This is a genomic window from Rhodoferax lacus (assembly GCF_003415675.1).
Lineage (GTDB): Bacteria > Pseudomonadota > Gammaproteobacteria > Burkholderiales > Burkholderiaceae_C > Allorhodoferax > Allorhodoferax lacus.
Window position 1 is genome coordinate 406518 of sequence record NZ_QFZK01000001.1, and the last position, 24036, is coordinate 430553.

Below are 24036 nucleotides of genomic sequence, written 5' to 3' on the forward strand. Positions count from 1 at the left end.
GAGACTTTGCAATGGATAGCGCACAAAACAAAACGTCTGGCACAGGTGATGCCGCTGATGCCTTCAATGCGGCCAATGCAGCGTTCAGGGAGGGCCAATGGGAAAGAGCCTTGGCCTTGTACCGATCCGCAATCGATAGCGATGGCACGCTCGATACCGCCGCCCTGCAGTGCGCGCGCTGCCTGGTGCAACTGGAGCGTTGGATGCCGGCGCGTGAGGCATTTGCCGCCACCCTGCGTATCAACCCGGCCAATTACTCGGCCTGGTTGGAGGCCGGCCATCTGTGCCGCAGGATGGGTGAAGAGCAGCAGGCCATGCTGTCCTACCAGCGCGCCATCGACCAGGCCCCCCAGCGCTATGAAGCACCTTTGGCCCTTGCCCGAACCCTGGAACTTGCTGGCAATTGGGACGTGGCGCAGCGCGCCTATGCGCATGCCGTGCAGGCCGCCGCGGCACTGAGCCCCAGCCTGGCCCGTGAAGTGCATAGGCACATGGCGCGCTACCGCCTGGAGCGCGGGGATGCCGAGCGCGCGATGCAGTCTTTGCAGGAGGCCCTGATTCTGGGCAAAGGCCCCGAAGGTGATGCTGTCGACCCAGAGGACCAGGCGGATATCCAGATCGACATCGGCGAGTGCCTGATCCGTCTGGGCGCCATGGAGCAAGGGCTATTGGCCCTGACCAGCGCAAGCAACGCGCAGCGCGAATCCACGCTGGCCCGTCTTGCGGCACTGAGCCTGCGCTACAACCTGTGGCAAGAGGCCATCGCGGTTTCGCGCCGCAATGTGGAACTGCACCCAGGCAGCCCCTGGGCGCACTGGAACCTGGCCTACCTCTTGAACGACTGCTGGCACATGGAAGAAGCTGAAGCCGCGCTGCGGCAAGCCGAAGCCATGGCACCCATGCCGGGAGCGCGGGCGCTGCGCGCTTCGATGGCCTCGCGCCGGGGAGATGCCGATACCGCGCTGGCCCTGTACCAGGAGATGGCCCGGGAGCCAGGCGCAGACCCTACGTTGGCAGCGTCGATTGCCATGACCTCGCTCTACAGCGACAAGCTGTCGGCCGCCGACGTGGCAGCGCTGCACCGCAGGCTGTTTGCGCCGCTGGGTGCTGGGGCACGCAGCAAGGCCAGTTTTGTGCGCGAACCGATAGCGGGGCGCCGTATCCGGCTGGGCCTGGTGTCGGCCGATTTTCACCACCAGCATCCGGTCAACCTCTTCATGCAGCCGGTCCTGCGGGAACTGGACCGCAGCCGCTTTGAGCTGTTTGTCTATTTCACCGGCACGTCCTATGACGCGCAGACCCGCTTTGCCCGAGACCGCTCAGAGCACTGGGTAGAGGTGAGCACGCTGAACTGCGAACAACTGGCCAAGCGCATAGACCGCGATGGCGTAGATGTATTGCTGGACCTGGCCGGCCATACCGACGCACAGCGCACGCTGTTGTATGCGCGGCGCGCAGCCCCGGTACAGGCCACCTACCTGGGCTACCCCGGCTCCACCGGTCTGCCCAATATGGACTGGATTGTGGGCGACGCCGTGGTCACACCTGAAGGTGACGAGGCACTGTTTTCCGAGCGCGTTGTCCGGCTACCAGGCGCAGTGTTTTGCTACGCACCCGAAGCCCACTACCCCTACCCGCCGTACGGCCCCAGCCATGGCCAGCGGCCGCTGACCTTCGGCTCCTTCAACAACGTGCCCAAGCTCACCGAACACACGCTGCGCCTGTGGGCCCAGGTGTTGGCAGCGGTGCCGGGTTCGCGCCTGCTGCTCAAGGCGCCCAGCATGGGTGACGCCTCGGCCGTGGCCGCTTTTGGCAAACGCCTGGAGGGCTTGGGCGTGGACCTGGCGCGGGTGGAGTTCCGTGGCCCCATCGCGCTGACCGAGATGATGGCCGAATACGCCGATGTAGACATTGCCCTGGACCCGGTACCCTACAACGGCGGCACCACCACCTTGCAAGCCCTGTGGATGGGCGTGCCCGTGATCACCAAGCGGGGCAGCAGCTTTGTGTCACGCATGGGGGCGAGTTTCATGACAGCCGCCGGTTTGCCGGAGTGGGTCGCAGACGATGACGCCGACTACGTGCGCATAGCGGTCCAGCAAGCGTCCAACCGCAAGGCCTTGTTGACGCTCAAGAAGGGCCTGCGCAAACGTCTGCAAGGCCGGCCCGCCTGGGATGTGGTGCAGCACACCCGCAACCTGGAGGCGGCGATTGAGCAGATGTGTGCAGAGTCCGATCAATCGTCCTCGTTGGCTGCAATGTCCGGGAACAAAACCTCTGTATAGCCAAACTGGCTGAAGTCGCGCATGCGCATGGGGTAGAGCTTGCCCCACAGGTGATCGCACTCGTGCTGCACCACACGGGCATGAAAGCCTTCCACCGTTCTGTCGATGGCGTCGCCGTATTGGTCGAAGCCGGTGTAGCGGATGTGGGTCCAGCGCGGCACCAGGCCGCGCAGGCCGGGCACGGACAGGCAGCCTTCCCAGTCGCTTTCCTCGGCATCACCAAGCGGGGTGATGGTGGGGTTGATCAGCACGGTGGGCGGCACCACCGGACGGTCCGGGTAACGCGGATTGCGCTCGAAGCTGCCAAAGATCACCACCTGCAGATCGACACCGATTTGCGGCGCCGCCAGCCCCGCACCGTTGGCCGCGCGCATGGTATCCAGCAGGTCGGTTACCAGCAGATGCAGCGCGTCGCTGTCGAAATCGGTGACCGGTTGCGCGGTGCGTAAAAGGCGTGGGTCGCCCATTTTGAGAATTTCACGCACAGTCATTTCAGCATCTCCAGCAAAGCCGCTTCATCCAGTATGGCCACACCCAACTCCTGTGCCCGGGTGAGCTTGCTGCCCGCCTCGGTGCCGGCCACCACGTAGCTGGTCTTCTTGCTCACCGAGCCGGAGACCTTGCCGCCAGCGGCTTCAATGCGGTCCTTGGCATCATCGCGGCCCAGGGTGGGCAGGGTGCCGGTCAGCACAAAGGTCAGGCCGGCCAGCGGCTTGGCTGCGTCGGAGTCGCCAGTGCCCTCCTCCCAACGGATGCCGCAGGCACGCAGTTGCTCCACCACCTCGCGGTTGTGGGGCTGCTCAAAGAAGGTGCGAATGCTGTGGGCCACGATGGGGCCCACGTCATTGACCTGCAGCAGTTGCTCCACGCTGGCGTCCATGATGGCGTCGAGTGCGCCAAAATGCCGCGCCAGCGCCTTGGCCGTGGACTCGCCCACATGGCGAATGCCCAGGCCGAACAGGAAGCGCTGCAAGGTGGTGTGCTTGGATTTTTCCAGGGCATCCACAATGTTCTGCGCCGACTTGTCGGCCATGCGCTCCAGGCTGGCCAATGCTGTAAAGCCCAGGCGGTACAGGTCGGGCAAAGTGCGGATGATGTTGGCATCCACCAGCTGCTCCACCAGCTTGTCGCCCAGGCCTTCGATCTCCACCGCGCGGCGCTGGGCAAAGTGCAGAATCGCCTGCTTGCATTGGGCGTTGCAGAACAGGCCGCCGGTGCAGCGGTAGTCGGCCTCGCCCTCCTCGCGCACGGCGGCCGAGCCGCAGACCGGGCAGGTGCGCGGCATGGTGAAGAGTGCGCGCCCTTCGTGGGCCGACTTTTGCTCGGGCTGGTCCAGCACCACGCTCACCACCTCGGGGATGACGTCTCCGGCGCGGCGCACGATGACCGTGTCGCCCACCCGCACATCCTTGCGCCTGGCTTCGTCCTCGTTGTGCAGGGTGGCGTTGGTCACGGTCACACCGCCCACAAACACCGGGGAGAGCTTGGCCACGGGTGTGAGCTTGCCGGTGCGGCCCACCTGCACATCAATGGCCAGCACGGTGGTCATCTGTTCCTGGGCCGGAAATTTGTGGGCCACGGCCCAGCGTGGCTCGCGCGACACAAAGCCCAGGCGCTGTTGCAGGGCCAGGCTGTTGACCTTGTAGACGACGCCGTCAATGTCATAGGGCAACTGGTCGCGGGTCTGGGCGATGTGCTGGTGAAAGGCCACCAAGGCATCGGCACCGCGCACCACGCGGATTTCATCGGCTACGGGGAAGCCCCAGCTCTTGAGGGTCTGCAGCAGTTCCATGTGCGTGGCAAACAGGCTGCCCGCGTTTTTGGGGGCAACCTCACCCACGCCATAGGCAAAAAAGCTCAAGGGGCGCTGGGCGGCAATGGACGGGTCGAGCTGGCGCACCGCACCGGCGGCGGCATTGCGTGGGTTGACGAAGGTTTTTTCGCCCTTCTCGCCCTGGGCAATGCGCGCGCGCTGGCGCTCGTTCAGAGCCTCGAAATCATCGCGCCGCATGTAGACCTCGCCGCGTACTTCCAGCACCTGCGGAAATTCCACGGTGATGTGCGCAGCAGCAGTGCGCTTGGGCAACTGCAGCCTGAGTGGGATCTGCCCCACCGTGCGGATGTTCTGCGTGACGTCTTCGCCGTTCTCGCCATCGCCCCGCGTGGCCGCCTGCACCAGCACGCCACCCTCATAGCGCAGGTTGATGGCCAGGCCGTCAAACTTCAGCTCGGCCACATACTCCACCGCTGCCTCCGCTTCTGTCAGCTCCAGTTCCTTGCGTATCCGCGTGTCAAAGGCCAAAGCGCCAGAGGACTCGGTATCGGTCTCGGTGCGGATGCTGAGCATGGGCACGGCATGGCGCACGCTGGCAAAGGCGTCGAGTGGCTTGCCGCCCACGCGCTGGGTGGGCGAATCGGGCGTTACCCAGTCGGGGTGCAGTGCCTCCAGGGCCTGCAGCTCCTGGAACAGGCGGTCGTATTCCGCATCCGGCACGGTGGGCGCGTCCAGCACGTAGTAGCTGTGGGCGTGGCGGTGCAGTTCGGCGCGCAGGGCATCCAGATGCTTGCGCTCGGGGGTGGCCTCGTCGGGTGCGGAAAATAAATCGCGGGGGTGATCCGGAGTGGCCATGGCCTGTGCCTCCTCTCAAAAAGGAAGGTTCAGGAAAAAAGGCGGCGCGCTACTGCGGAGCCAGCTGCCAGGTCGCGCTGCTCGAGGGTGTTGTAGAGCGTTTGCAGCTCGGTGCCGATCACTTCCATGCTCTCGCGCGCCAGGGGCTGACCGTTGTCATCGGTGACCACGCCGTCCATGCCTTCTGCCAGGGCAAAGGCCGCGTCGCGCATGCGCTCAAACGGCGCTTCAGCGCGCTCGGCCTGGGCCACATCCAGGTGCAGGCTGATCTCGCGGATGGCGGATTGCGCCGGGTCTTCGGCCAATGCGGCCTGTGAATCAAAGCCCAGCACCAATACCGGTGGCATGCCCTCGGTCGCCGCGGGCAGGACCATGCGCCCGGCCATCGCACCGGCCACAAAACCCAGGCGCCCGGCATTCTGGTGCACATAGCCAGGGCTCCACGAAGCGTTGCGGGCTCGGATGGTAAAGCCCAGCTGTGCGTCATGGCCGCTGGCGAACTGGTCGAGCTCGCGGGCACGGGCCACTTCGTCACGCATCTCGGGGAAGTCGGGCGTAGCGCCCACAGCGTCGGCAAAGTGCTGGGTCTTGACCACAAACTCGGAGTATTCGATTTCGTTGAGCGCGCCGGTGCGGTTGGCCAGTTGCACCCCGGCCTGGAAGCTGCTGTAGCGCTGGCCTGCCGCCGGTGCCTCCCACTGGTGGGTGTTCACGTTGAAGCCTTCCACCGCAAACGGCTTGGTGCCGGCGCGGCGCGTGGCCGGCAGCGCGGCAATGGCCGCATCACCAGATACGGCCGGGGCGCTGGGGTCCAGGGCCAGGTTGGCAATGACGTCGATCAGCGCGTCCAGCGTCGGCTTTTTGGCGGGCGTGGGCAGGGCCATATCGCGCTCCTGCACTTCGGCATCGGAAAAAGTGGGCTCCACCTGCTCCAGTCCGCCGGGCTCCACTTGTGCCGCCTCGGGTTGGCGCGGTGCATTCTTGCGCGAAGTCCAGGTGTTGTAGCCCACCACGCCGGCCAGCACCAGGCCTCCGGCAACAGCCAATCCGATCTGTAAGGTACTCATAGTCTGTGCGGGTCCTAGGCCAGTTCAGCCATTGAGAGGGCGGACTCCATGTCCACCGCCACGATACGGGAAACGCCCTGCTCCTGCATGGTCACACCAATCAATTGCTCGGCCATTTCCATGGCGATCTTGTTGTGGCTGATGAACAGGAACTGGGTGCTCTTGCTCATGCTGGCCACCAGTTTGGCGTAGCGCTCGGTGTTGGCATCGTCCAGCGGCGCGTCCACTTCGTCGAGCAGACAGAAAGGCGCGGGGTTGAGCTGGAAGATGGCAAACACCAGGGCGATGGCGGTCAGCGCTTTTTCGCCACCCGAGAGCAGGTGGATGGTCTGGTTCTTCTTGCCCGGGGGCTGGGCAATCACCTGCACGCCGGAGTCCAGAATCTCGTCGCCGGTAATCACCAGGCGTGCATTGCCGCCACCAAACAGTTCGGGGAACATGCGGCCAAAGTGCTCATTGACCTGGTTGAAGGTGCCCGAGAGCAGCTCGCGCGTTTCGGCGTCGATCTTGCGGATGGCGTCTTCCAGGATGTTCATGGCGTCCGTCAGGTCGGTGCTTTGCGAATCCAGGAAGGTCTTGCGTTCGCGCGCGGCGGCCAGTTCATCCAGGGCAGCCAGGTTGACGGCGCCCAGAGCCGTGATTTCACGGTTGATGCGGTCGATATCGCTCTGCATGCCGAAGAGGCGCACATTGCCGTCCTTGATACTTTGCTCCACCGCTTCCAGGTCGGCCTTGGCATCGACCAGCTGGGCCTCGTATTGCTCAAACCCCAAGCGCGCGGCCTGTTCCTTGAGCTGGAATTCGGTGATGCGCTGGCGCAGCGGGTCGAGCTCGCGCTCCAGTTGCATGCGGCGCTCGTCGCTGGCGCGCAGCTTGGCCGTCAGGTCGTCGTATTCACTGCGCTTGGCGCCCAAAGACTGTTCGCGCTCCAGCTTGAGGGCCAGGGCGTCCTGCAGGCCGCCTTGGGCGGCGGCATCGGTCAGGCGCGCCAACTCTTCCTTGGCGCGCTGTTCTTCGGCATCAATCGAGCGGCTTTGCTGGTCGGCCGTTTCCATGGCGCGCGACAGTTCGGCATTGCGCGCCTGCAGGCTGCGCTGGGCAAAGCTGGCTTCCTGGGCCTGGCGTTCCAGGCTGCGCTGCTGTTCGCGGCATTGCGAGAGCTTGCCCTGCCATTCGATCACGCGCTCATCAAGCTGGGCATGGCGCTCCTGGCTGTCGGCCAGTTGCATGTCCAGGGACTCGAAGCGCCCCTCGGCGGTGGCGCGGCGCTCCTGCAGGTCTTCAAGCTGCGCGTCCACCTCGGCCAGGTCACTCTCGATCTGGGCACTGCGGGCGCGGGCCTGCTCGGCCAGCTGGGTCAGACGCAGGGCTTCTACTTGCAGGGTGTGGTTGCGGGTTTGGGCCTCGGCCGCTTCCCGGCGCGCGGTCACCAGGGCCTGCGCGCTTTGGGCATAAGCGCTCTCGGCGCGCGACAGGGCCACGCGGGACTCGTCGGCAATCAGCACCTGGGCGCGCAGCTGCTTTTCCAGATTCTCGATTTCCTGGGCGCGCGCCAACAGGCCGGCCTGCTCGGAATCCTGCGCGTAAAAGCTCACGCTGTGGCTGGAGACCACATGGCCTGATTTCACATAAATGGTTTCACCGGCCTTGAGCTGGCCGCGTTGGGCCAGGGCCTCTTCAAAGCTGCTGGCAGTAAAGCAGCCGTGCAGCCAGTCCACCAGGATGGCACGCTGGCCGGCGTCGTTTACGCGCAGCAGGTCCGACAGACGCGGCAGCGCAGAGGCGCCTTCGGGTATTGCGGCCTGTGGCGGGCTGTAAAACGCCAGCTTGGCCGGTGGCGCGTCCACCGCGAAGGCGCGCACCATGTCCAGGCGCGAGACTTCCAGGGCGCCCAGGCGCTCGCGCAGAGCGCCTTCCAGGGCGTTTTCCCAACCTTGTTCGATGTGGATGCGGCTCCACAGGCCCTGCAAATGGTCCAGGCCATGTTTGGCCAGCCAGGGTTGCAGCTTGCCGTCGGTCTTGACCTTTTCCTGCAAGGTCTTGAGGGCCTCCAGCCGGGCCGAGAAGTCGGCCTGGCGGGCCGACTCGGTATTGACGGCCTGCTGGGCAATACGTCTGGCCTCGTCCAGCGCGGGCACGGATTCCTGCAGCTCGTGCAGGCGTTCCTGCGCAATGGCGTGGGCTTCGGTGGCCTCTTCAAACTGCTGCTGCACGTCATGCAGCTTGTCCTCATCCGGCGCGGACAGCGCGTTGCGGTCGGCGCTCAGGCGTTCGCGGCGTGTGGACAGCCCGCGGCTTTGCTCTTCAATGCTGCGTTGCTCGGCGGCCAGCACCTGGATTTGCTGCTGCACCTGCACCACGGCGCCACGCTGCTCATTGGCGGTGGTCTGCGCTTTGGACAGGTTTTCTTCAATCTCGGGGAGTTGCTGCGCCTGCTCTTCCACTTGGGCTGCCAGCAACTCGGTCTGCTCGTCACCATGCAGGGCCAACTCGGCCAGGCGTTCGATCTCGGCTGCGGCGTCCTCTTTGCGCACAGCCCATTGCGCGATCTGTTCTTTCAGGGTGACCAGGCGCTGCTCAACACGTTGGCGCCCTTCCACCACAAAGCGGATCTCGGCCTCCAGGCGGCCCACATCGGTGCTCGCCTCATACAACAGGCCCTGGGCCTGGTTGACGTGGTCACCGGCGGCGTAATGGGCCTGGCGCACGGCTTCGAGCTCGGCTTCGATGTGGCGCAGGTCCGCCATGCGCGATTCCAGCGCATTGACGGCCGAGAGGCCATCGGCCTGCACCTTGGACTGGTCGGCCAGGGCTTCTGCACGCTTCAAGAACCATTGCTGGTGCTGCTTGAGGGTGACTTCGCCGTGCAGTGTGTGGTACTTCTGCGCTACCTCGGCCTGCTTCTCCAGCTTTTCGAGGTTGGCGTTGAGTTCGCGCAGGATGTCTTCCACCCGGGTCAGGTTTTCGCGCGTGTCGGAGAGGCGGTTCTCGGTCTCGCGGCGGCGCTCCTTGTACTTGGAGACACCGGCCGCTTCTTCCAGAAACAGGCGCAGCTCTTCGGGCTTGGACTCGATGATGCGGCTGATCGTGCCCTGGCCAATGATGGCGTAGGCACGTGGACCCAAGCCGGTGCCCAGGAACACGTCCTGCACGTCGCGGCGGCGCACCGGCTGGTTGTTGATGAAGTAGCTGGAGCCGCCTTCACGGGTGAGCACGCGCTTGACCGCGATTTCGCCAAACTGGCCCCACTGGCCACCGGCGCGGTGGTCGGCGTTGTCAAACACCAGCTCCACGCTGGAGCGGCTTGCGGGTTTGCGGGTGGTGGTGCCATTGAAGATCACGTCCTGCATGGACTCGCCGCGCAGCTCGCTGGCCTTGCTCTCGCCCAGCACCCAGCGCACCGCATCCATGATGTTGGACTTGCCGCAGCCATTGGGCCCGACCACCCCCACCAGCTGGCCAGGCAGCAGGAAGTTGGTGGGTTCGGCAAAGGACTTGAAGCCCGAGAGCTTGATGGAATTGAGACGCACGTGACGGAATAGCCTGCGCTAAGCGGTTGATTTCATTGGGATTTACAAGGCTGCACAGTCACAGCCGCCAAGCCAATGATACCGTGTGACTAATCAAAGAACTCCAGCGTATGGCCCTTGAGCGCCTGCTCGATTTTTGCCGCCAATACTTTGAGGTTGGGTGGTTTGACCAGATAGCCGGCAATACCCAGCGGCAGGGCTTCGCTCACCGTGGAGCTGCTGGAGTCCGCACTCAGAAAAATCACTGGCAGGTTGGACAGCTTTTCGTCGGCCAGCGAGCGCAGGTTATTCAGGAATTCAATACCGCCCATGGACTGCATGTGCACGTCGGTGATGACCAGGTCCGGCTTGACCGTGCCAAGTTCCCGCAGTGCGGTGAGTCCGTTGTCATAAGAATACAAATCCAGTATGCCCATGCGCCGCAAACTGCCCAGGACGAAGGTGGCCATGATCTTTTCGTCTTCGATCACCAGCACGCGCGCTCTTTTCATGTCCATGGCTGCAGTTCTCCGGGTACCTTTGTCTGCTCAAGCCGAAATGCCGTTTGCCGCAAGATACGCCGACACCTCTGCCAGCAGTGTTTCCAAATGCGGCCGCAAGCCGGCATAGGCTGCTACCAGATCCGGATTGGCTGCGACCTTGCTCAGGCCTTCCACGTACACCACTTTGTCGCAGAAGGATTCATGACAAAAAATGGGGACAAACCCTTTGAGCGCGTGCAGCAGGCGATTGGCACCTGCAAAGTCTCCGCTTTGCAGCATCGTCGTTACCTGCGGCACATCACGCGCCAGGGCTTCCTCAAGCATGACGATCATGTCATTCATGGCATCCACATCACCGATTTGCGACAGGGCCAAATCGATGTCCAGAATGACCGGGCCGGTTTGCGACAACTGTGACGCCATGTATTTACTCTCCTGAATGGCTGTAAAGCATAGGCCTCTTGGGCCCATTGGTCGAGTTTAGCCAATGCTCGGACATAATTCCCGCCCATGAATCCCAATTTGTCACGTCTGCAGGCTTACCCATTCGAGCGCCTGCGTCAGTTGTTCGCCACCGTTACGCCCAACGCGGCCTACAAGCCCATCAGCCTGGGCATTGGTGAGCCCCGGCATGCGGCACCCGAGTTGGTCAAGCAAGCCTATTGCGATGCCATTCTGAACAGCGGCGGCCTGTCGGTTTACCCGGCCACTGCTGGAGACCCGGCCTTGCGCCAGGCCATGGGCCAGTGGATAGAACGGCGCTACGCCCTGCAAGTGGACCCGGCCACGCAAATCCTGCCTATCAACGGTTCACGCGAGGCGCTGTTTGCCTTTGCGCAGACGGTGCTGCATCCCAGGGCGGACGGCCAGGCTGCTTTTGTGGTGTGCCCCAACCCTTTCTACCAAATCTACGAAGGTGCGGCTTACCTGTCCAACGCGGAGCCGTACTTTGTGAACTCGGTTCCCGAGAGCAACTTCGCGCAGGACTGGGACAGCGTGCCCGAATCGGTGTGGGAGCGCACGCAGCTGCTCTTTGTCTGCTCACCGGGCAACCCGGCCGGTGCGGTGATGCCTCTCTCGGAATGGGCCAAGCTGTTTGCCCTGAGTGACCGCTTTGGCTTTGTCATCGCCTCCGACGAGTGCTACAGCGAGATTTACTTCCGCGACGAGCCGCCCCTGGGCGGGCTGGAAGCCGCGGCCAAGCTGGGCCGAGCCGACTTCAAGAACCTGTTGTCCTTCACCAGCCTGTCCAAGCGCAGCAATGTGCCGGGCATGCGCAGCGGCTTTTGCGCGGGGGACGCTGCCCTGGTCAAGCAGTTCCTGCTTTACCGCACCTACCATGGCAGCGCCATGAGCCCGGTGGTGCAAGCCGCCAGCATCGCGGCCTGGAACGACGAGGCCCATGTGGTGGACAACCGTGCCAAGTACCGTGCCAAATTTGCCCAGGTCACGCCCATGCTGTCGGCCGTGATGGATGTGGCCTTGCCCGACGCGGGCTTTTATTTGTGGGCCCGGGTGCAAGGCAGCGACATCGACTTCGCCCGCGACCTGCTCGCAAATTACAATGTGACGGTATTGCCCGGCAGTTTTCTGGCGCGTGAGGCGCAGGGCAGCAATCCCGGCGCTGGCCGCATCCGCATGGCTTTGGTTGCTGAGACCGAAGAATGCGTGGAAGCTGCACAACGCATTGTGCAGTTCGTGCAATCCCGATCCTGAACCCCTTCATTACCTTTTTGCCATGACACAACAACTTCAATCCATCATCGACCAGGCCTGGGAAGACCGCGCCACCCTGTCCATTGCCTCTGCCCCCAAGGAAGTGACCGAGGCGGTCGAGCACGTGATTGCCCAGCTCAACTCCGGCAAGCTGCGGGTTGCCACACGCGAATCCGTGGGCCAGTGGACCACGCACCAATGGATCAAGAAGGCTGTGCTGCTGAGCTTTCGCCTGAAGGACAACGAAGTCATCAAGGCCGGTGACCTGGGCTTTTACGACAAGGTGCAGACCAAGTTTGCGCACATGGACGAAGAAGGCCTGAAGGCCTCTGGCGTACGCGTGGTGCCACCCGCCGTGGCGCGCCGCGGCAGCTACCTTGGCCGGGGCGTGATTCTGATGCCCTCCTACGTGAATATTGGTGCCTATGTGGACGAAGGCACCATGGTGGACACCTGGGCCACGGTGGGTTCGTGCGCTCAGATCGGCAAGAACGTGCACCTGAGCGGTGGCGTAGGCATTGGCGGTGTGCTCGAACCCATGCAGGCCGGCCCCACCATCATTGAAGACAACTGCTTTATCGGCGCCCGCTCCGAAGTGGTGGAAGGCGTCATCGTGGAAGAGAACTCGGTGATCTCCATGGGCGTGTACATCGGGCAGAGCACCAAGATTTATGACCGCGCCACCGGCACCGTGACTTATGGCCGCATCCCATCGGGTTCGGTGGTCGTGTCTGGCAATCTGCCCAGCGCCGACGGCAAGTACAGCCTGTATTGCGCTGTGATTGTCAAACGCGTGGACGCCCAGACCCGGGCCAAGACGTCATTGAACGATTTGCTGCGCGACTGATTCCAAGGCATTCGGGAGGCCCACACATGGCAACGACAAGCACGCCAACACCAGGAACCATGGAGCGCATCCTGCGCCTGATGGGCGAGAAGAAAGCGTCTGACGTGTATTTGACGGCCATGGCCCCGGCGCAAATCAAGATCAACGGGCAGTGCGTCCCGATCAATGCACAGCTCTTGCCGTTTGATGCGCCCAGAAGCCTGCTGGCCGAGGTACTGCCAGCGGACCGCATGGCCGAGCTCGACGCGGTGGGTGAGCTCAATATGGGTTTTCCCATTGCGGGCGTGGGGCGCTTTCGGGTCAGCGCGATGCGCCAGCGCGGTACCGTGGCCGCCGTGATCCGCTACATCGCAGTGGACGTGCCCTCGCTGGATGACCTGAACGTGCCCCTGGTGCTGGGCGACTTGATCATGGAAAAGCGCGGCCTCATCCTGATGGTGGGCGCCACCGGTGCGGGCAAGAGCACCACGCTGGCTTCCATGCTGGACTACCGCAATGAAAACGCCTCCGGCCACATCCTGACCATTGAAGACCCGATTGAATTCCTGTTCAAGAACAAGAAGTCGATCGTGAACCAGCGGGAAATTGGCACGGACACCGAGTCGCTGCAGGTTGCGCTGAAGAACGCCCTGCGCCAGGCGCCGGATGTGATCCTGATCGGTGAAATACGCGACCGTGAGACCATGTCCGCGGCCCTGGCCTATGCCCAGTCGGGCCACCTGTGCCTGGCCACCATGCACGCCAACAACAGCTACCAGGCGCTGAACCGCATACTGAGCTTTTATCCGGTGGAGGTACGCGCCACCATGCTGGGTGACTTGGCGGCGGCACTGAAAGCTGTGGTGTCGCAGCGTCTGCTGCGCACCACCACGGGCAAGCGCACACCGGCCGTTGAGATCATGCTCAATACCAAGCTGATTGCCGAGTTGATTGAGAAGGGTGATTTCTCAGGCGTCAAGGAAGCCATGGAGAAGTCCATGGCCGAGGGGTCGCAGGGCTTCGAGCAAGACATTGCAAGGCTGATTGTCAGCGGCATTGTGGAACGCAAGGAAGGCCTGGCCAATGCCGACTCGCCTACCAATTTGATGTGGCGCATGCAGAACGACTTCACGCAAAAAGCGAAGGTGATTGCGGCCCCGGAAGAGGACGAAGAAGCGTCGTTCACCGAAATTTCCCTGGATGTGAAGCACTGATGAGCGTCACCGTGCAAAGCACCAAGGCAAGCCCATGACGCAGACCCTGTTTTTGACAGAGCAGTTGCTGTCCCTGCCCTCCCTGACACCGGCAGACCACGGTTGCCAGGACCTCATTGCCAGCCGCCTCGCGCCGCTTGGCTTTGTGTGTGAGACCCTGCACAGTGGACCGGCGGACTTTCGCGTGACCAACCTCTGGGCCAAGCGCACGTCATCGGTCGCCGGAGCGAAGACCCTGGTGTTTGCCGGCCATACCGACGTGGTGCCGACCGGCCCCTTGAACGAATGGCTCAGCCCGCCTTTTGTGCCCACGCACCGTGATGGCAAGCTGTTTGGCCGCGGCGCCAGTGACATGAAGGCCTCGCTTGCGGCCTTTGTGGTGGCAACGGAAGCATTTCTGGCCAGCCACCCGGATCCGGCTTTGAACATTGCCTTCTTGCTGACCAGCGATGAAGAAGGCCCGGCCAACGACGGCACCGTGATCGTGTGCAACACGCTGGCCGCACGCGGCGAGGTGTTGGACTACTGCATCGTGGGCGAGCCCACCTCGGTAGAGCGCACCGGCGACATGATCAAGAACGGCCGGCGCGGAACCATGAGCGGCAAGCTCACCGTCAAAGGCCTGCAAGGGCATATTGCCTATCCGCATCTGGCCAAAAACCCGATTCACCTCTTCGCGCCTGCATTGGCCGACCTGGTGGCCATCACATGGGACCAGGGCAACGCCTTCTTCCCACCCACCAGCTGGCAGGTCAGCAACATCCACGGCGGCACCGGGGCCAGCAATGTGATTCCGGGCAACTTGGTGGTGGACTTCAACTTCCGCTTTTGCACCGAGTCCACACCGGAGTCCCTGCAACAGCGCCTGGCCGCCGTGCTGGACGCCCACCAACTGGACTACACGCTGGCCTGGACCATAGGCGGCCTGCCCTTCCTGACCACACCGGGAACCCTGGTGGACGCGGTGTGTGATGCCATCCGTACCGAGACCGGTATCGAGACGCAACTCTCCACCACCGGCGGCACGAGCGACGGCCGTTTCATTGCCAAGGTCTGCCCGCAGGTGATCGAGCTTGGGCCGCCGAACGCCACCATCCACCAGATCAACGAATACGTGACTGTCGCAGACATCGAACCCTTGAAGAATATTTACCAACGCGTGCTTGAAAATTTGAACCGACTGGCTGCGGCATGACCCTGCTGGAATTGATTGAGACCTCGGCCGAGCGGCTAACCCAAGCCCAGGTTTGCTTTGGACACGGCACCACCAACGCCCGCGATGAGGCGGCCTGGCTGGTGCTCTGGAGCCTGGACCTGCCACTGGACACCGAATTCGTGGGGCCGAACTCGCAGGAGTTGCGCCCTATCCATGTGGCTGAGGCAGAAGAGTGCGCCACCTTGATCGAGGCCCGTATTGCCTCGCGCAAGCCCGCGGCCTACCTGACGCGCGAAGCCTGGCTGCAGGGCGTGTCGTTCTATGTGGATGAGCGCGTGATCGTGCCGCGCTCACTGATTGCCGAATGCCTGGTGGATGGCGCCCTGGACTATTGGTTGAGCGAGGCCACCCATGCGGTGCTGGACCTTTGCACCGGCAACGGCAGCCTGGCCGTGATTGCTGCCATGACCTACCCCGACACACAGGTGGATGCGGCTGACATTTCTGCCGATGCACTGGCAGTTGCACGCATCAATGTCGACCGCCACCACCTGGGCGAGCGCATCACACTGGTGGAGTCCGACGGACTACAACAACTGCACAAGACCTACGACCTGATTCTCTGCAACCCACCCTATGTCAACGCCGACAGCATGGCTGCCCTGCCCCCGGAATACCGGGCAGAACCCGCCATTGCGCTGGACGGCAACAGGTGTGGCGGCGCAGACGGCATGGACTTTGTTCGCAGCCTGCTGCAGGACGCGCCCCGGGTGATGAACCCGGGTGCTGTTCTGGTGCTGGAAATCGGCAACGAACGCCACTACTTTGAGACTGCTTTTCCGACCCTTCAGGCCATCTGGCTTGACACCAGTGCCGGTGAAGACCAGGTCCTACTTCTTACGCGCGAAGCGCTTCTTGCATGATCAATCTGAAAAATATCACCTTGCGCCGCGGCGTCAAGGTGCTGCTCGACGGCGCGTCCGTCACCCTCAACCCGGGAGAAAAAGTCGGCCTGGTGGGCCGCAATGGCGCTGGCAAGTCGTCGCTGTTTGCCCTGCTCAATGGCAACCTGCATGAGGACGGTGGCGAGTTCTTCATTCCCAGCCAGTGGCGCATGGGCCAGGTGGCCCAGGATATGCCGGAAACCTCGCAAAGCGCTACCGACTTTGTGGTGGAAGGCGACACCGAACTCCTCGCCGCCCGCATTGAAGTGGCCGCTTCTGAGGCCACCGACGACTACGACCGCATGGCCCACGCCTACATGGCGCTGCACGATGCCGGTGAGCATGATGCCCCCTCACGCGCGCAGGCGCTGATTCTGGGCCTGGGCTTCAAGACCACTGAACTGGAAAACCCGGTCAACAGCTTCTCGGGCGGCTGGCGCATGCGCCTGCAACTGGCGCGTGCGCTGATGTGCCCGTCCGACCTGCTGCTGCTCGACGAGCCCACCAACCACCTGGACTTGGACGCCCTGGTCTGGCTGGAGGCGTGGCTGAAAAAATACGAAGGCACCATGGTGGTCATCAGCCATGACCGGGAATTTTTGGACGCGGTAACCAACGTCACCTTGCACATCGATGCCGCCAAGCTGATGCGCTACGGCGGCAATTACAGCAAGTTCGAGGACATGCGCGCCGAGCAGATGGAGCTGCAACAAAACGCCTTCTCCAAGCAGCAGGACAAGATTGCCCACCTGCAAAAGTTCATTGCCCGCTTCAAGGCCAAGGCCAGCAAGGCCAAGCAGGCGCAAAGCCGGGTCAAGGCGCTGGACCGTATGGAAAAGATTGCGCCTCTGCTCAGCGAGGCGGACTTCACCTTTGAATTCAGTGAACCTGCCAACCTGCCCAACCCCATGCTCTCCATGGCTGGCGTGAGCTTTGGCTACCCGGCGCCCGAAGGCTCACCGCCCAAGACTCCACCCACGGTGATTGTGCGCAATGTCAGCAAGTCGGTGCTGGCCGGACAGCGCATTGGTATTCTGGGTGCCAACGGCCAGGGCAAATCCACCGTGGTGAAAACCATTGCACGCGATCTGGCCGCCATTGGGGGCGAGGTAACCGAGGGCAAGGGCCTCAACATCGGTTACTTCGCGCAGCAGGAGCTCGACGTGCTGCGCCCCGCGGACAACCCGCTGGAGCACATGATCCGCCTGGCCAAGGACCTGGCGGCCAACGGGAAGATCGGTGGCCAGGCCACGCGCGAGCAGGACTTGCGCAGCTTCCTGGGCACCTTCAATTTTGGTGGCGACATGGTCAAGCAGGCCGTGGGCAGCATGAGCGGCGGCGAGAAGGCGCGGCTGGTGCTGTGCATGCTGGTCTGGCAGCGGCCCAACCTCTTGCTGATGGACGAGCCCACCAACCACCTGGATCTGGCCACACGCGAGGCGCTGTCCATGGCGCTTAATGAGTTCGAGGGCACGGTGATGCTGGTCAGCCACGACCGCTCGCTGCTGCGCGCGGTGTGCGACGAGTTCTGGATGGTGTCACGCGGCGGTGTGGAACCCTTTGACGGAGACCTGGACGACTACCAGCGCTACCTGCTGGACGAAGCCAAACGCCAGCGTGAGTTGGCAAAGGAAGAGGCCAAGAACCAGGCACCCAAGGCGGCTACCGTGGTTGCGGCCCCGGCATTGCCAGCGGGACTTACTCAGGACCAGGTGAAGCAGCTGAAGAAATCCTTGCAGGCCGTGGAAGAAAAGATGGCCACTTTGAATGCAGAGGGTGCAGCGCTGGATGGAAAACTGTCCACCAACCCGCACCCTTCGGTGATTGCAGAAACCGGCAAACGGCTCAAGGCTGTGAACCAGGAGCTCAAGACGCTGGAAGACCAGTGGCTGGATCTCACCGGCCAACTGGAAACCTGATTCGGTTAGCTGGAGAAAACCTTCACCGCTGCCAACAGGCGCACGGCCTGCTCGCTCATGCTGTTGGCAGCAGCACTGCTTTGCTCCACCATGGCAGCGTTTTGCTGGGTCATCTCATCGAGTTGGGCAACGGCCTGCCCAACCTGACCGATACCAACCGCCTGCTCTTTGGAGGCCACCGTAATCTCGGCGATGAGCTGGTTCATGCGCTCCACCTGCCGGACCACATCGGACATGGTTTCACCGGCGTCGGATACCAACCTGGAGCCGCTCTCCACCTTGCCTACCGAGTCGTCAATCAGCCCCTTGATTTCGCGCGCGGCCGCTGCCGAGCGACCGGCCAGGCTGCGCACCTCACTGGCCACCACCGCAAAGCCCCTGCCCTGCTCGCCTGCGCGTGCGGCCTCCACGGCAGCATTCAGGGCCAGAATATTGGTCTGAAACGCAATGCCATCTATCACGCTGATGATGTCTGCAATCTTGCGGCTTGATTCCGAAATGAGTCCCATGGTGGCCACCACATTGCCCATGGCAGCCCCACCCTTGCTTGCCACGCTGGTAGTGGCATTTGCCAGTTGACTGGCTTGCTGCGCCGTGTCGGAGTTTTGCCGGACAGTGGCGGTTTGTTGCTCCATGGCTGCAGCGGTTTGCTCGAGGTTGGAGGCGGTTTGTTCGGTGCGATCCGACAGGTCAGAGTTGGCTACGGCAATTTCCTTGCTGGCAACCTGCACACCACTGACCTGCTCCTGCACATCGGCCATGAGTGCCTGCAGATTCAGTCCGGCCTGTGTGATAGCCCTGGCAATCAGGCCGACTTCGTCACAGCGTTCCAAGCCCAGGTCATCTGCTTTGGTTCCACTGGCGACTTGCTGGGCTGCACCCAGTATCTTCGCAATAGGGGTGGTGACCTGCGCCTCCATAAGCCAGCAGATCAGCAGGCAGGCAGACAAGATGACTGCGGCAGTGACCATCAGCGCAGTGCTCTCCAGCCCTGAGAGGCCAAGCGATAGGCCAGCGACAGCGCCAAGCAACAACATGGGCAAGCGGATGCGCCAGGCGACGGGGAGCAGCTTGTGGGCACTGGCCCAGCGCATGAGGCCGGTCCGCACAATCAGTCCGCGATGGAATGCGATTCCCGTTGCGCGTCCTTCGCGAAAACGCTCGTACAAGGTCTCTGCAGCCTGTACTTCTGCGACCTTGGGCTTTGTGCGAACCGACAGGTAGCCGACCAGGTTTCCATTGCGCACCATAGGCGCTGCGTTGGCGCGGACCCAGTAGTGGTCACCATTCTTGCGTCGGTTCTTCACAAGTGCGGTCCAGGAGTAGCCCGACTTCAGACAGCTCCACATGTCGGCAAACGCTTCTGCCGGCATATCGGGGTGTCTGACAATGTTGTGGTGCTGCCCGATCAGCTCGTCCTGCTCAAAGCCACTGGTTCGAATAAACGGCGCGTTGGCGTAGCTTATTCTGCTGGTGGTGTCGGTGGTGGACAGCAGTGTTTCAGAGTCAGGGAACTCATAGGCATGCTGTGTAACGGGAAGATTTGTGCGCATGATGCAGACGTACTCCTGTGTATCCCAACGACGCTTGCAATGAATTTTTGTGCGATTATGTGTTCATTCTGAATTGTTCGCAAAACAAAAAAAGCCTGCTACCGATATCGATAGCAGGCTTTTTTACAGATTCAGCCTAAGGTTAATGGTGGGTTCTGAGAGATTCGAACTCTCGACCTACGGATTAAGAGTCCGCTGCTCTACCAGCTGAGCTAAGAACCCACAAACCTCAAATAACTCTTGGTGGGACGTGCGGGGGTCGAACCCACGACAAACGGATTAAAAGTCCGCTGCTCTACCAACTGAGCTAACGTCCCGTCATCTCACAGAAACCAGATGGTCACTGCAATCTGCCAAGCCTTAAATTATAGCGTTATTTCTAACCTGATCGGCCGCTGCCCTGAGAAATTTTGTCCATCACCCAACCGGCTGCGCACATGCCAAAACTGGCTGTTACCGCAACGGAAGATCCATACCCATGGCAGTTCAAAGATCCATCCGAAGCTAGTGCGCAAGATGGGTCAGGTGGCGCCACGGCCTCGCGGCTGAACACACAAGCCACACCCATGGATTTGCCTTCCTTGGGTGCCCCATGGAATTTGCGCAGTTGGTAGCGCACCTGAGCCAGCAGAGGATCGTGCGTGACCTGTGAGAGGTCCGCAATGTCCGCCAAATGTGCATGCCGCTTCCCGCCAGCCGCACCCACGCAAACCAAAAGGGCCTTACTCCGGCGCGCCCAGTCAGCCATGGCTACTTTGGTCTTCACCTGGTCACAGGCATCTACAACTGCAGTTACATTGCCTGGCAAAAGTTGCGTCCAGCTATCCGGCTCTACAAAGGCATCGATCGCGTGTACTTTGCAGTCCGGGTTGATCTGCGCCATACGCTCCTGCATGGCCTGGACTTTGGCCATTCCCACTGTGGAAGTGAGTGCATGAACCTGGCGGTTGATGTTTGACTCGGCAATATGGTCCATGTCCAGCAGCGTGATTTCGCCAACACCGCTGCGCACCAGCGCTTCAGCCACCCAGGAACCCACGCCACCAATGCCAACGACCACCACGTGGCTGTTACGGATGCGCTGCGCGGGTTCCATGCCATACAAGCGCTCCAAGCCACCAAAGCGCCGAGCGAGGTCGGCTTGCATTTCAGACACGCAGCGGCCTACTTCAGACGCCCGAGCCTGTCCTTGGCAGCATTGGCCGCATCGGTGGTCGGATAGATCGATATCAGGTCATCCAATGTGCGCTTGGCTGCCTTGGTTTCCTTGGCTTCAATCTGGCAGTTGGCTACGGTCAGCATGGCCTCAGGTGCGTGCATGTGGGTCGGTGCCAAAGCAATCAGGCTTTTGAAGTTCACCACGGCACTTTTGCAGTCCTTGTTGGCATACTGCGCATTGCCAAGCCAGAACAAAGCCGAAGCCCGGTAGCCGGTCTGCGGATTGCGATTCAGAAAATCGACAAAGCCATTGGTCGCGCCTGCAAAGTCCCCCTTGCGAAACATGGCCAGGTTGGCGTCGTAATCACGCTTTTCGGATGGGTCTGCCTGAAACTCCTTGCCATCAACCGTCACGGTCAGTGGCTCGAGTTTGTGCAGTCGCTCCTCCAGGGAGACACTCGCATCCTTTTGTCGCCGCTGGTACTCGGACAAGTCTCGCGCGAGTTGTTCATTCTGGCCCCGCAGCTTGGCGATATCAGCACGCGTGGCTTCCAATTGGTTCTGCAAATCCAGAATGCTGCGACGCAGTTGCGCAGACTCCTCGGACGCCCGCTGCACCTCTTCTGTGATCTTTCGGTCGGTCTCGCTCTTGTCCTGCTTGACAGCTTCTACACGCTGGCGCAGGTCGATGATGGCTCTGCGCGCCTCTTCATCTTCAAACAAACCGGCTGATGCCGAACTTGCCGCCAGGACCAGCCCGGCAAGCACCAAAGACCGGGAAAGAGCGGAGCGAAAAATCATTGCTGTCAGACTCAACGGTAGGATATTTCAGCGCGACGGTTCTTTTCCATCACAGCTTCGCTCGAACCTTGAACCGCTGGCTTCTCCTTGCCAAAACTGACGGCTTCCAATTGGCTCTCAGCCACACCCAACAGACTCAGTGCCTTGCGAACCGCTTCGGCACGCTTCTGGCCGAGTGCAATGTTGTATTCACGGCCGCCACGCTCATCGGTGTGGCCTTCGATCACAACTTTGCGGCTCTTGTCTGCACGGATGTACTTGGCGTGAGACTCTATAACTGCCTGGAACTCCGAGCGGACGGCAAAGCTGTCGTAGTCAAAATAGACCACACGGGTGGTCGCCTGCATGGCTGCATCCTGGCCTGACTTGGTCAGGTCCACCGAAGCCACAGCTCCTTTTCCCACAGCAGAACCACTGGCGGCACCACCGGCGCCCGCAGAGCCAGAGGACGAACCGGAGCGGTCTTCCACGGGAACATTGTCCAGCTTGACTGCAGAACCACAGGCACTGAGCACTGCCACCAAACCGACCACTACCAAAGTACGTTTCATTAAAGACTCCTGAATACAATTTACTATCTTTGAAAGGGACCCCAATTGGGCTCCCGAATATCACCCGTTTGACCCGCCAGCCGCGCCTTGACCTTGCCATCGATGGTGCTGGTCATCAGCGCTTCCTTGCCCTGCTGCTGGGTCGCATAAATCAGCATTCTGCTGTTTGGAGAAAAGCTGGGCCGCTCATCTGCAACCGTGTCGGTAATGCCATTTGCTGTACCAGACGCCAAATCCATCACATACAGCTTGAAAGCCCCACCCACGCGCGACACATAGGCAAGCCAGCGTCCGTCCGGACTGAGCGCGGGCGACGTGTTGTAGTTGCCACTGAATGTAACCCGCTCCGGGCTGCCTCCAGACACGGAAACCCTGTAAATCTGAGGTGAACCGCCGCGATCACTGACAAAGTAGATGCTGCGTCCGTCCGCCGTGAAAACTGGCTCGGTATCGATGGACGCTGACTGGGCTATGCGTCTGGGCTCCGAGCCAGCGGTCGACACGTCAAGCAAATTCAGTTGGGTCCCACCATCGCGACTCAATGCAAGAGCCAGTGTTTTGCCGTCGGGCGACCACGCTGGCGCACTGTTGTTGCCCTTGAAGTTGGCAACCAGGCGCCGCTTTCCAGTGGCCACCTCATGGACGTAGATCGTGGGTTTTCGTGCTTCGTAGGATACGTAGGCCAGTTGGCGCCCGTTGGGTGACCAGGCCGGAGAAATGATGGGCTCAGAGCTGGCAAGCGCGCTTTGGGGGCTTTCGCCGTCCGCGTCGGCCACCCACAAATTGAACCCGTTACCCTTCTTCGTCACATAGGCTATGCGCGTTGAAAAGATGCCCTTGTCGCCGGTAAGTTTTTCATAAACATAATCGGCGATTTCATGCGCAGCTATCCGCAGATCGGCCTGAAATACTGCTTTGCTTTGCGCACCCAGATCCTGTCCGCGCACCGTGTCCCACAGATGCATGCGTACATCGAAACGGCCATCGGCAAGTCGCGTGACACTGCCCGTAAGCAACGCATCGGCATTCTTTTGCCGCCACGCAGAAAAGTCGGGGCGCGAACTGTCGTCCAGATTGCTGCCGGATGCGTCCACACCGCGGAACTGACCACTGCGCTCCAGGTCAGCCTGCACCAAGGCAGAAATTTTCTGGGAGGAAGAGTCTTCGCCGCGAAATGCTGCGATAGCTACAGGGATCTGCGTGACGCCAACGCCAGCAACCTCCACACGGAACTGTGCCCATGCAGTAGCCTGCAGAAGAGCCAGAATAAGAAGAGAAAGGATTTTTTTCATTGTGCGGCGATTATCCCCATCTGTGAACGACCACATCTTTTGCGGCCTTACTTTCCCTGTAACCAATTGTCGCCTGCGAGATACCACTCTGCAAACGCTCACCCACAATGGCCGCATTGGATCCTTCCGCATCCCGCGTTGCCTCCTTGTGCCAGAGGTGGTAAACCTCGGTGGCATAGAAACCGTTTTTTCGCTTCACCCCATGGTTGTGCAAGCGCAATACGAAATCAGCGTCCTCATGGCCCCAGCCGATAAAGGACTCGTCAAAGCCATTTACGGCTTCATAGTCCTTGCGCCACACCCCCATGTTGCAGCCACGGATGCCACGCCAACGGAACCCTTTTACTTTGCGCACTTTCAGATCGGGAAGGCGAATAATGGCCCCCAACTTGTTGGCATCTCCATGCAGGCGCCGACGCAACCAGAACAAAGCGCCTTGTCCCTCAAGCCGCATTCCGGTTGATAGCACACGCGTGGTAATGGACTGGGACAAAAGCACCCGGCTACCCATGACCAGGTACCCGCTTTCCCTGAGCTGACGGTGGCGGCGTACAAAGTCAGTGTCTGGCACGCAGTCGCCATCGAGAAAAACAAGATAACTTCCCCTGGATGCCGACACGCCAAGATTGCGAACCCGCGCCAGCGTAAATCCGACGTCGGGATGCCAGACATGGGTGAGGGACAGGCCGTAGGTTGTGGCTGCGGCCTGAATTGCGTCGCGGTGGACTTGCATGGAGCCGTCATCAGCAACAATGACTTCAAAGCCATTGTCGTCTTGATTGGCCAGTGAGGCCAATACAGCCACCAGAGTGTCACTGCGGTTGTAGGTAGCAATGACAATCGAGATTAAGTCAGCAGTTGGCATTTTGGAATAGACTAAGTGGCTATGGCGTAGCCCCCAAAAGGCGGGATG

General features: G+C 61.5%; 19 protein-coding genes and 2 tRNA genes. 7 read left to right on the plus strand and 14 right to left on the minus strand.

Annotated elements, in window-relative coordinates; all coding sequences use genetic code 11:
* Positions 1-11 precede the first annotated feature (11 nt).
* Positions 12-2285, plus strand: coding sequence for a tetratricopeptide repeat protein (locus DIC66_RS01825; RefSeq protein WP_117173451.1), 2274 nt, complete (start codon positions 12-14; stop codon positions 2283-2285).
* Here DIC66_RS01825 and def read toward each other — a convergent pair.
* The 6 genes from def to DIC66_RS01855 all read right to left on the minus strand — a co-directional run bounded on the left by def (position 2237) and on the right by DIC66_RS01855 (position 10416).
* Positions 2237-2776 (minus strand): peptide deformylase, encoded by a 540-nt coding sequence (gene def / locus DIC66_RS01830; protein ID WP_117173453.1) that lies wholly within the window; start codon positions 2774-2776, stop codon positions 2237-2239. The two genes, DIC66_RS01825 and def, sit on opposite strands and share 49 nt — an antisense overlap.
* Positions 2773-4914 (minus strand): NAD-dependent DNA ligase LigA, encoded by a 2142-nt coding sequence (gene ligA, locus DIC66_RS01835; RefSeq protein ID WP_117173455.1) that lies wholly within the window; start codon positions 4912-4914, stop codon positions 2773-2775. The genes def and ligA overlap by 4 nt, the downstream gene beginning before the upstream one ends.
* Before the next feature lie 29 nt (positions 4915-4943).
* Entirely contained in the window at positions 4944-5981 is a 1038-nt protein-coding gene (locus DIC66_RS01840; protein WP_117173457.1) for a cell division protein ZipA C-terminal FtsZ-binding domain-containing protein, read from the minus strand.
* Between the two features lie 14 nt (positions 5982-5995).
* Positions 5996-9511, minus strand: a complete 3516-nt coding sequence (smc, locus tag DIC66_RS01845) for a chromosome segregation protein SMC (protein ID WP_117173459.1) — start codon at positions 9509-9511, stop codon at positions 5996-5998.
* Positions 9512-9600: 89 nt separating this feature from the next.
* The gene (locus DIC66_RS01850) at positions 9601-10008 is read right to left on the minus strand and encodes a response regulator (protein WP_117173461.1); all 408 of its coding nucleotides are present in this window, start codon (positions 10006-10008) and stop codon (positions 9601-9603) included.
* Positions 10009-10038: 30 nt separating this feature from the next.
* The gene (locus DIC66_RS01855; RefSeq protein WP_117173463.1) at positions 10039-10416 is read right to left on the minus strand and encodes an Hpt domain-containing protein; all 378 of its coding nucleotides are present in this window, start codon (positions 10414-10416) and stop codon (positions 10039-10041) included.
* 87 nt (positions 10417-10503) lie between these two features.
* Here DIC66_RS01855 and dapC point away from each other — a divergent pair, with 87 nt between their 5' ends.
* The 6 genes from dapC to DIC66_RS01885 are packed head-to-tail and all read left to right on the plus strand — an operon-like array spanning position 10504 to position 17768.
* Positions 10504-11709, plus strand: coding sequence for a succinyldiaminopimelate transaminase (gene dapC / locus DIC66_RS01860; RefSeq protein ID WP_117173465.1), 1206 nt, complete (start codon positions 10504-10506; stop codon positions 11707-11709).
* 22 nt (positions 11710-11731) lie between these two features.
* Positions 11732-12556: a 2,3,4,5-tetrahydropyridine-2,6-dicarboxylate N-succinyltransferase gene (dapD, locus tag DIC66_RS01865; protein ID WP_117173467.1), complete on the plus strand. Its 825-nt coding sequence runs from the start codon at positions 11732-11734 to the stop codon at positions 12554-12556.
* Between the two features lie 26 nt (positions 12557-12582).
* Positions 12583-13749, plus strand: coding sequence for a PilT/PilU family type 4a pilus ATPase (locus tag DIC66_RS01870; protein ID WP_117173469.1), 1167 nt, complete (start codon positions 12583-12585; stop codon positions 13747-13749).
* A gap of 34 nt (positions 13750-13783) precedes the next feature.
* On the plus strand, positions 13784-14944 hold the full coding sequence (gene dapE, locus DIC66_RS01875) for a succinyl-diaminopimelate desuccinylase (protein ID WP_117173471.1): 1161 nt from the start codon (positions 13784-13786) through the stop codon (positions 14942-14944).
* Positions 14941-15828: a 50S ribosomal protein L3 N(5)-glutamine methyltransferase gene (gene prmB / locus DIC66_RS01880; protein ID WP_117173473.1), complete on the plus strand. Its 888-nt coding sequence runs from the start codon at positions 14941-14943 to the stop codon at positions 15826-15828. The genes dapE and prmB overlap by 4 nt, the downstream gene beginning before the upstream one ends.
* Complete coding sequence (locus tag DIC66_RS01885; RefSeq protein WP_117173475.1) at positions 15825-17768, plus strand: ABC-F family ATP-binding cassette domain-containing protein; 1944 nt, start codon at positions 15825-15827, stop codon at positions 17766-17768. Before prmB ends, DIC66_RS01885 begins: the two co-directional genes overlap by 4 nt.
* Before the next feature lie 5 nt (positions 17769-17773).
* Here DIC66_RS01885 and DIC66_RS01890 read toward each other — a convergent pair whose 3' ends face one another.
* The 8 genes from DIC66_RS01890 to DIC66_RS01925 form a co-directional block, all read right to left on the minus strand.
* Positions 17774-19321 (minus strand): methyl-accepting chemotaxis protein, encoded by a 1548-nt coding sequence (locus DIC66_RS01890; protein WP_117173478.1) that lies wholly within the window; start codon positions 19319-19321, stop codon positions 17774-17776.
* 146 nt (positions 19322-19467) lie between these two features.
* Positions 19468-19543: transfer RNA gene (locus tag DIC66_RS01895), tRNA-Lys, on the minus strand.
* A gap of 19 nt (positions 19544-19562) precedes the next feature.
* Positions 19563-19638, minus strand: a tRNA-Lys gene (locus DIC66_RS01900).
* 62 nt (positions 19639-19700) lie between these two features.
* A complete protein-coding gene (locus DIC66_RS01905; protein ID WP_117173480.1) occupies positions 19701-20468 on the minus strand; it encodes a tRNA threonylcarbamoyladenosine dehydratase in 768 nt (255 codons plus the stop codon).
* 17 nt (positions 20469-20485) lie between these two features.
* Positions 20486-21280 (minus strand): tol-pal system protein YbgF, encoded by a 795-nt coding sequence (gene ybgF, locus DIC66_RS01910; RefSeq protein WP_117173482.1) that lies wholly within the window; start codon positions 21278-21280, stop codon positions 20486-20488.
* A gap of 11 nt (positions 21281-21291) precedes the next feature.
* Entirely contained in the window at positions 21292-21831 is a 540-nt protein-coding gene (pal, locus tag DIC66_RS01915) for a peptidoglycan-associated lipoprotein Pal (protein ID WP_117173484.1), read from the minus strand.
* Between the two features lie 23 nt (positions 21832-21854).
* A complete protein-coding gene (gene tolB, locus DIC66_RS01920; protein WP_233505745.1) occupies positions 21855-23123 on the minus strand; it encodes a Tol-Pal system beta propeller repeat protein TolB in 1269 nt (422 codons plus the stop codon).
* 10 nt (positions 23124-23133) lie between these two features.
* Complete coding sequence (locus DIC66_RS01925; protein ID WP_117173488.1) at positions 23134-23988, minus strand: glycosyltransferase family 2 protein; 855 nt, start codon at positions 23986-23988, stop codon at positions 23134-23136.
* Positions 23989-24036 lie beyond the last annotated feature (48 nt).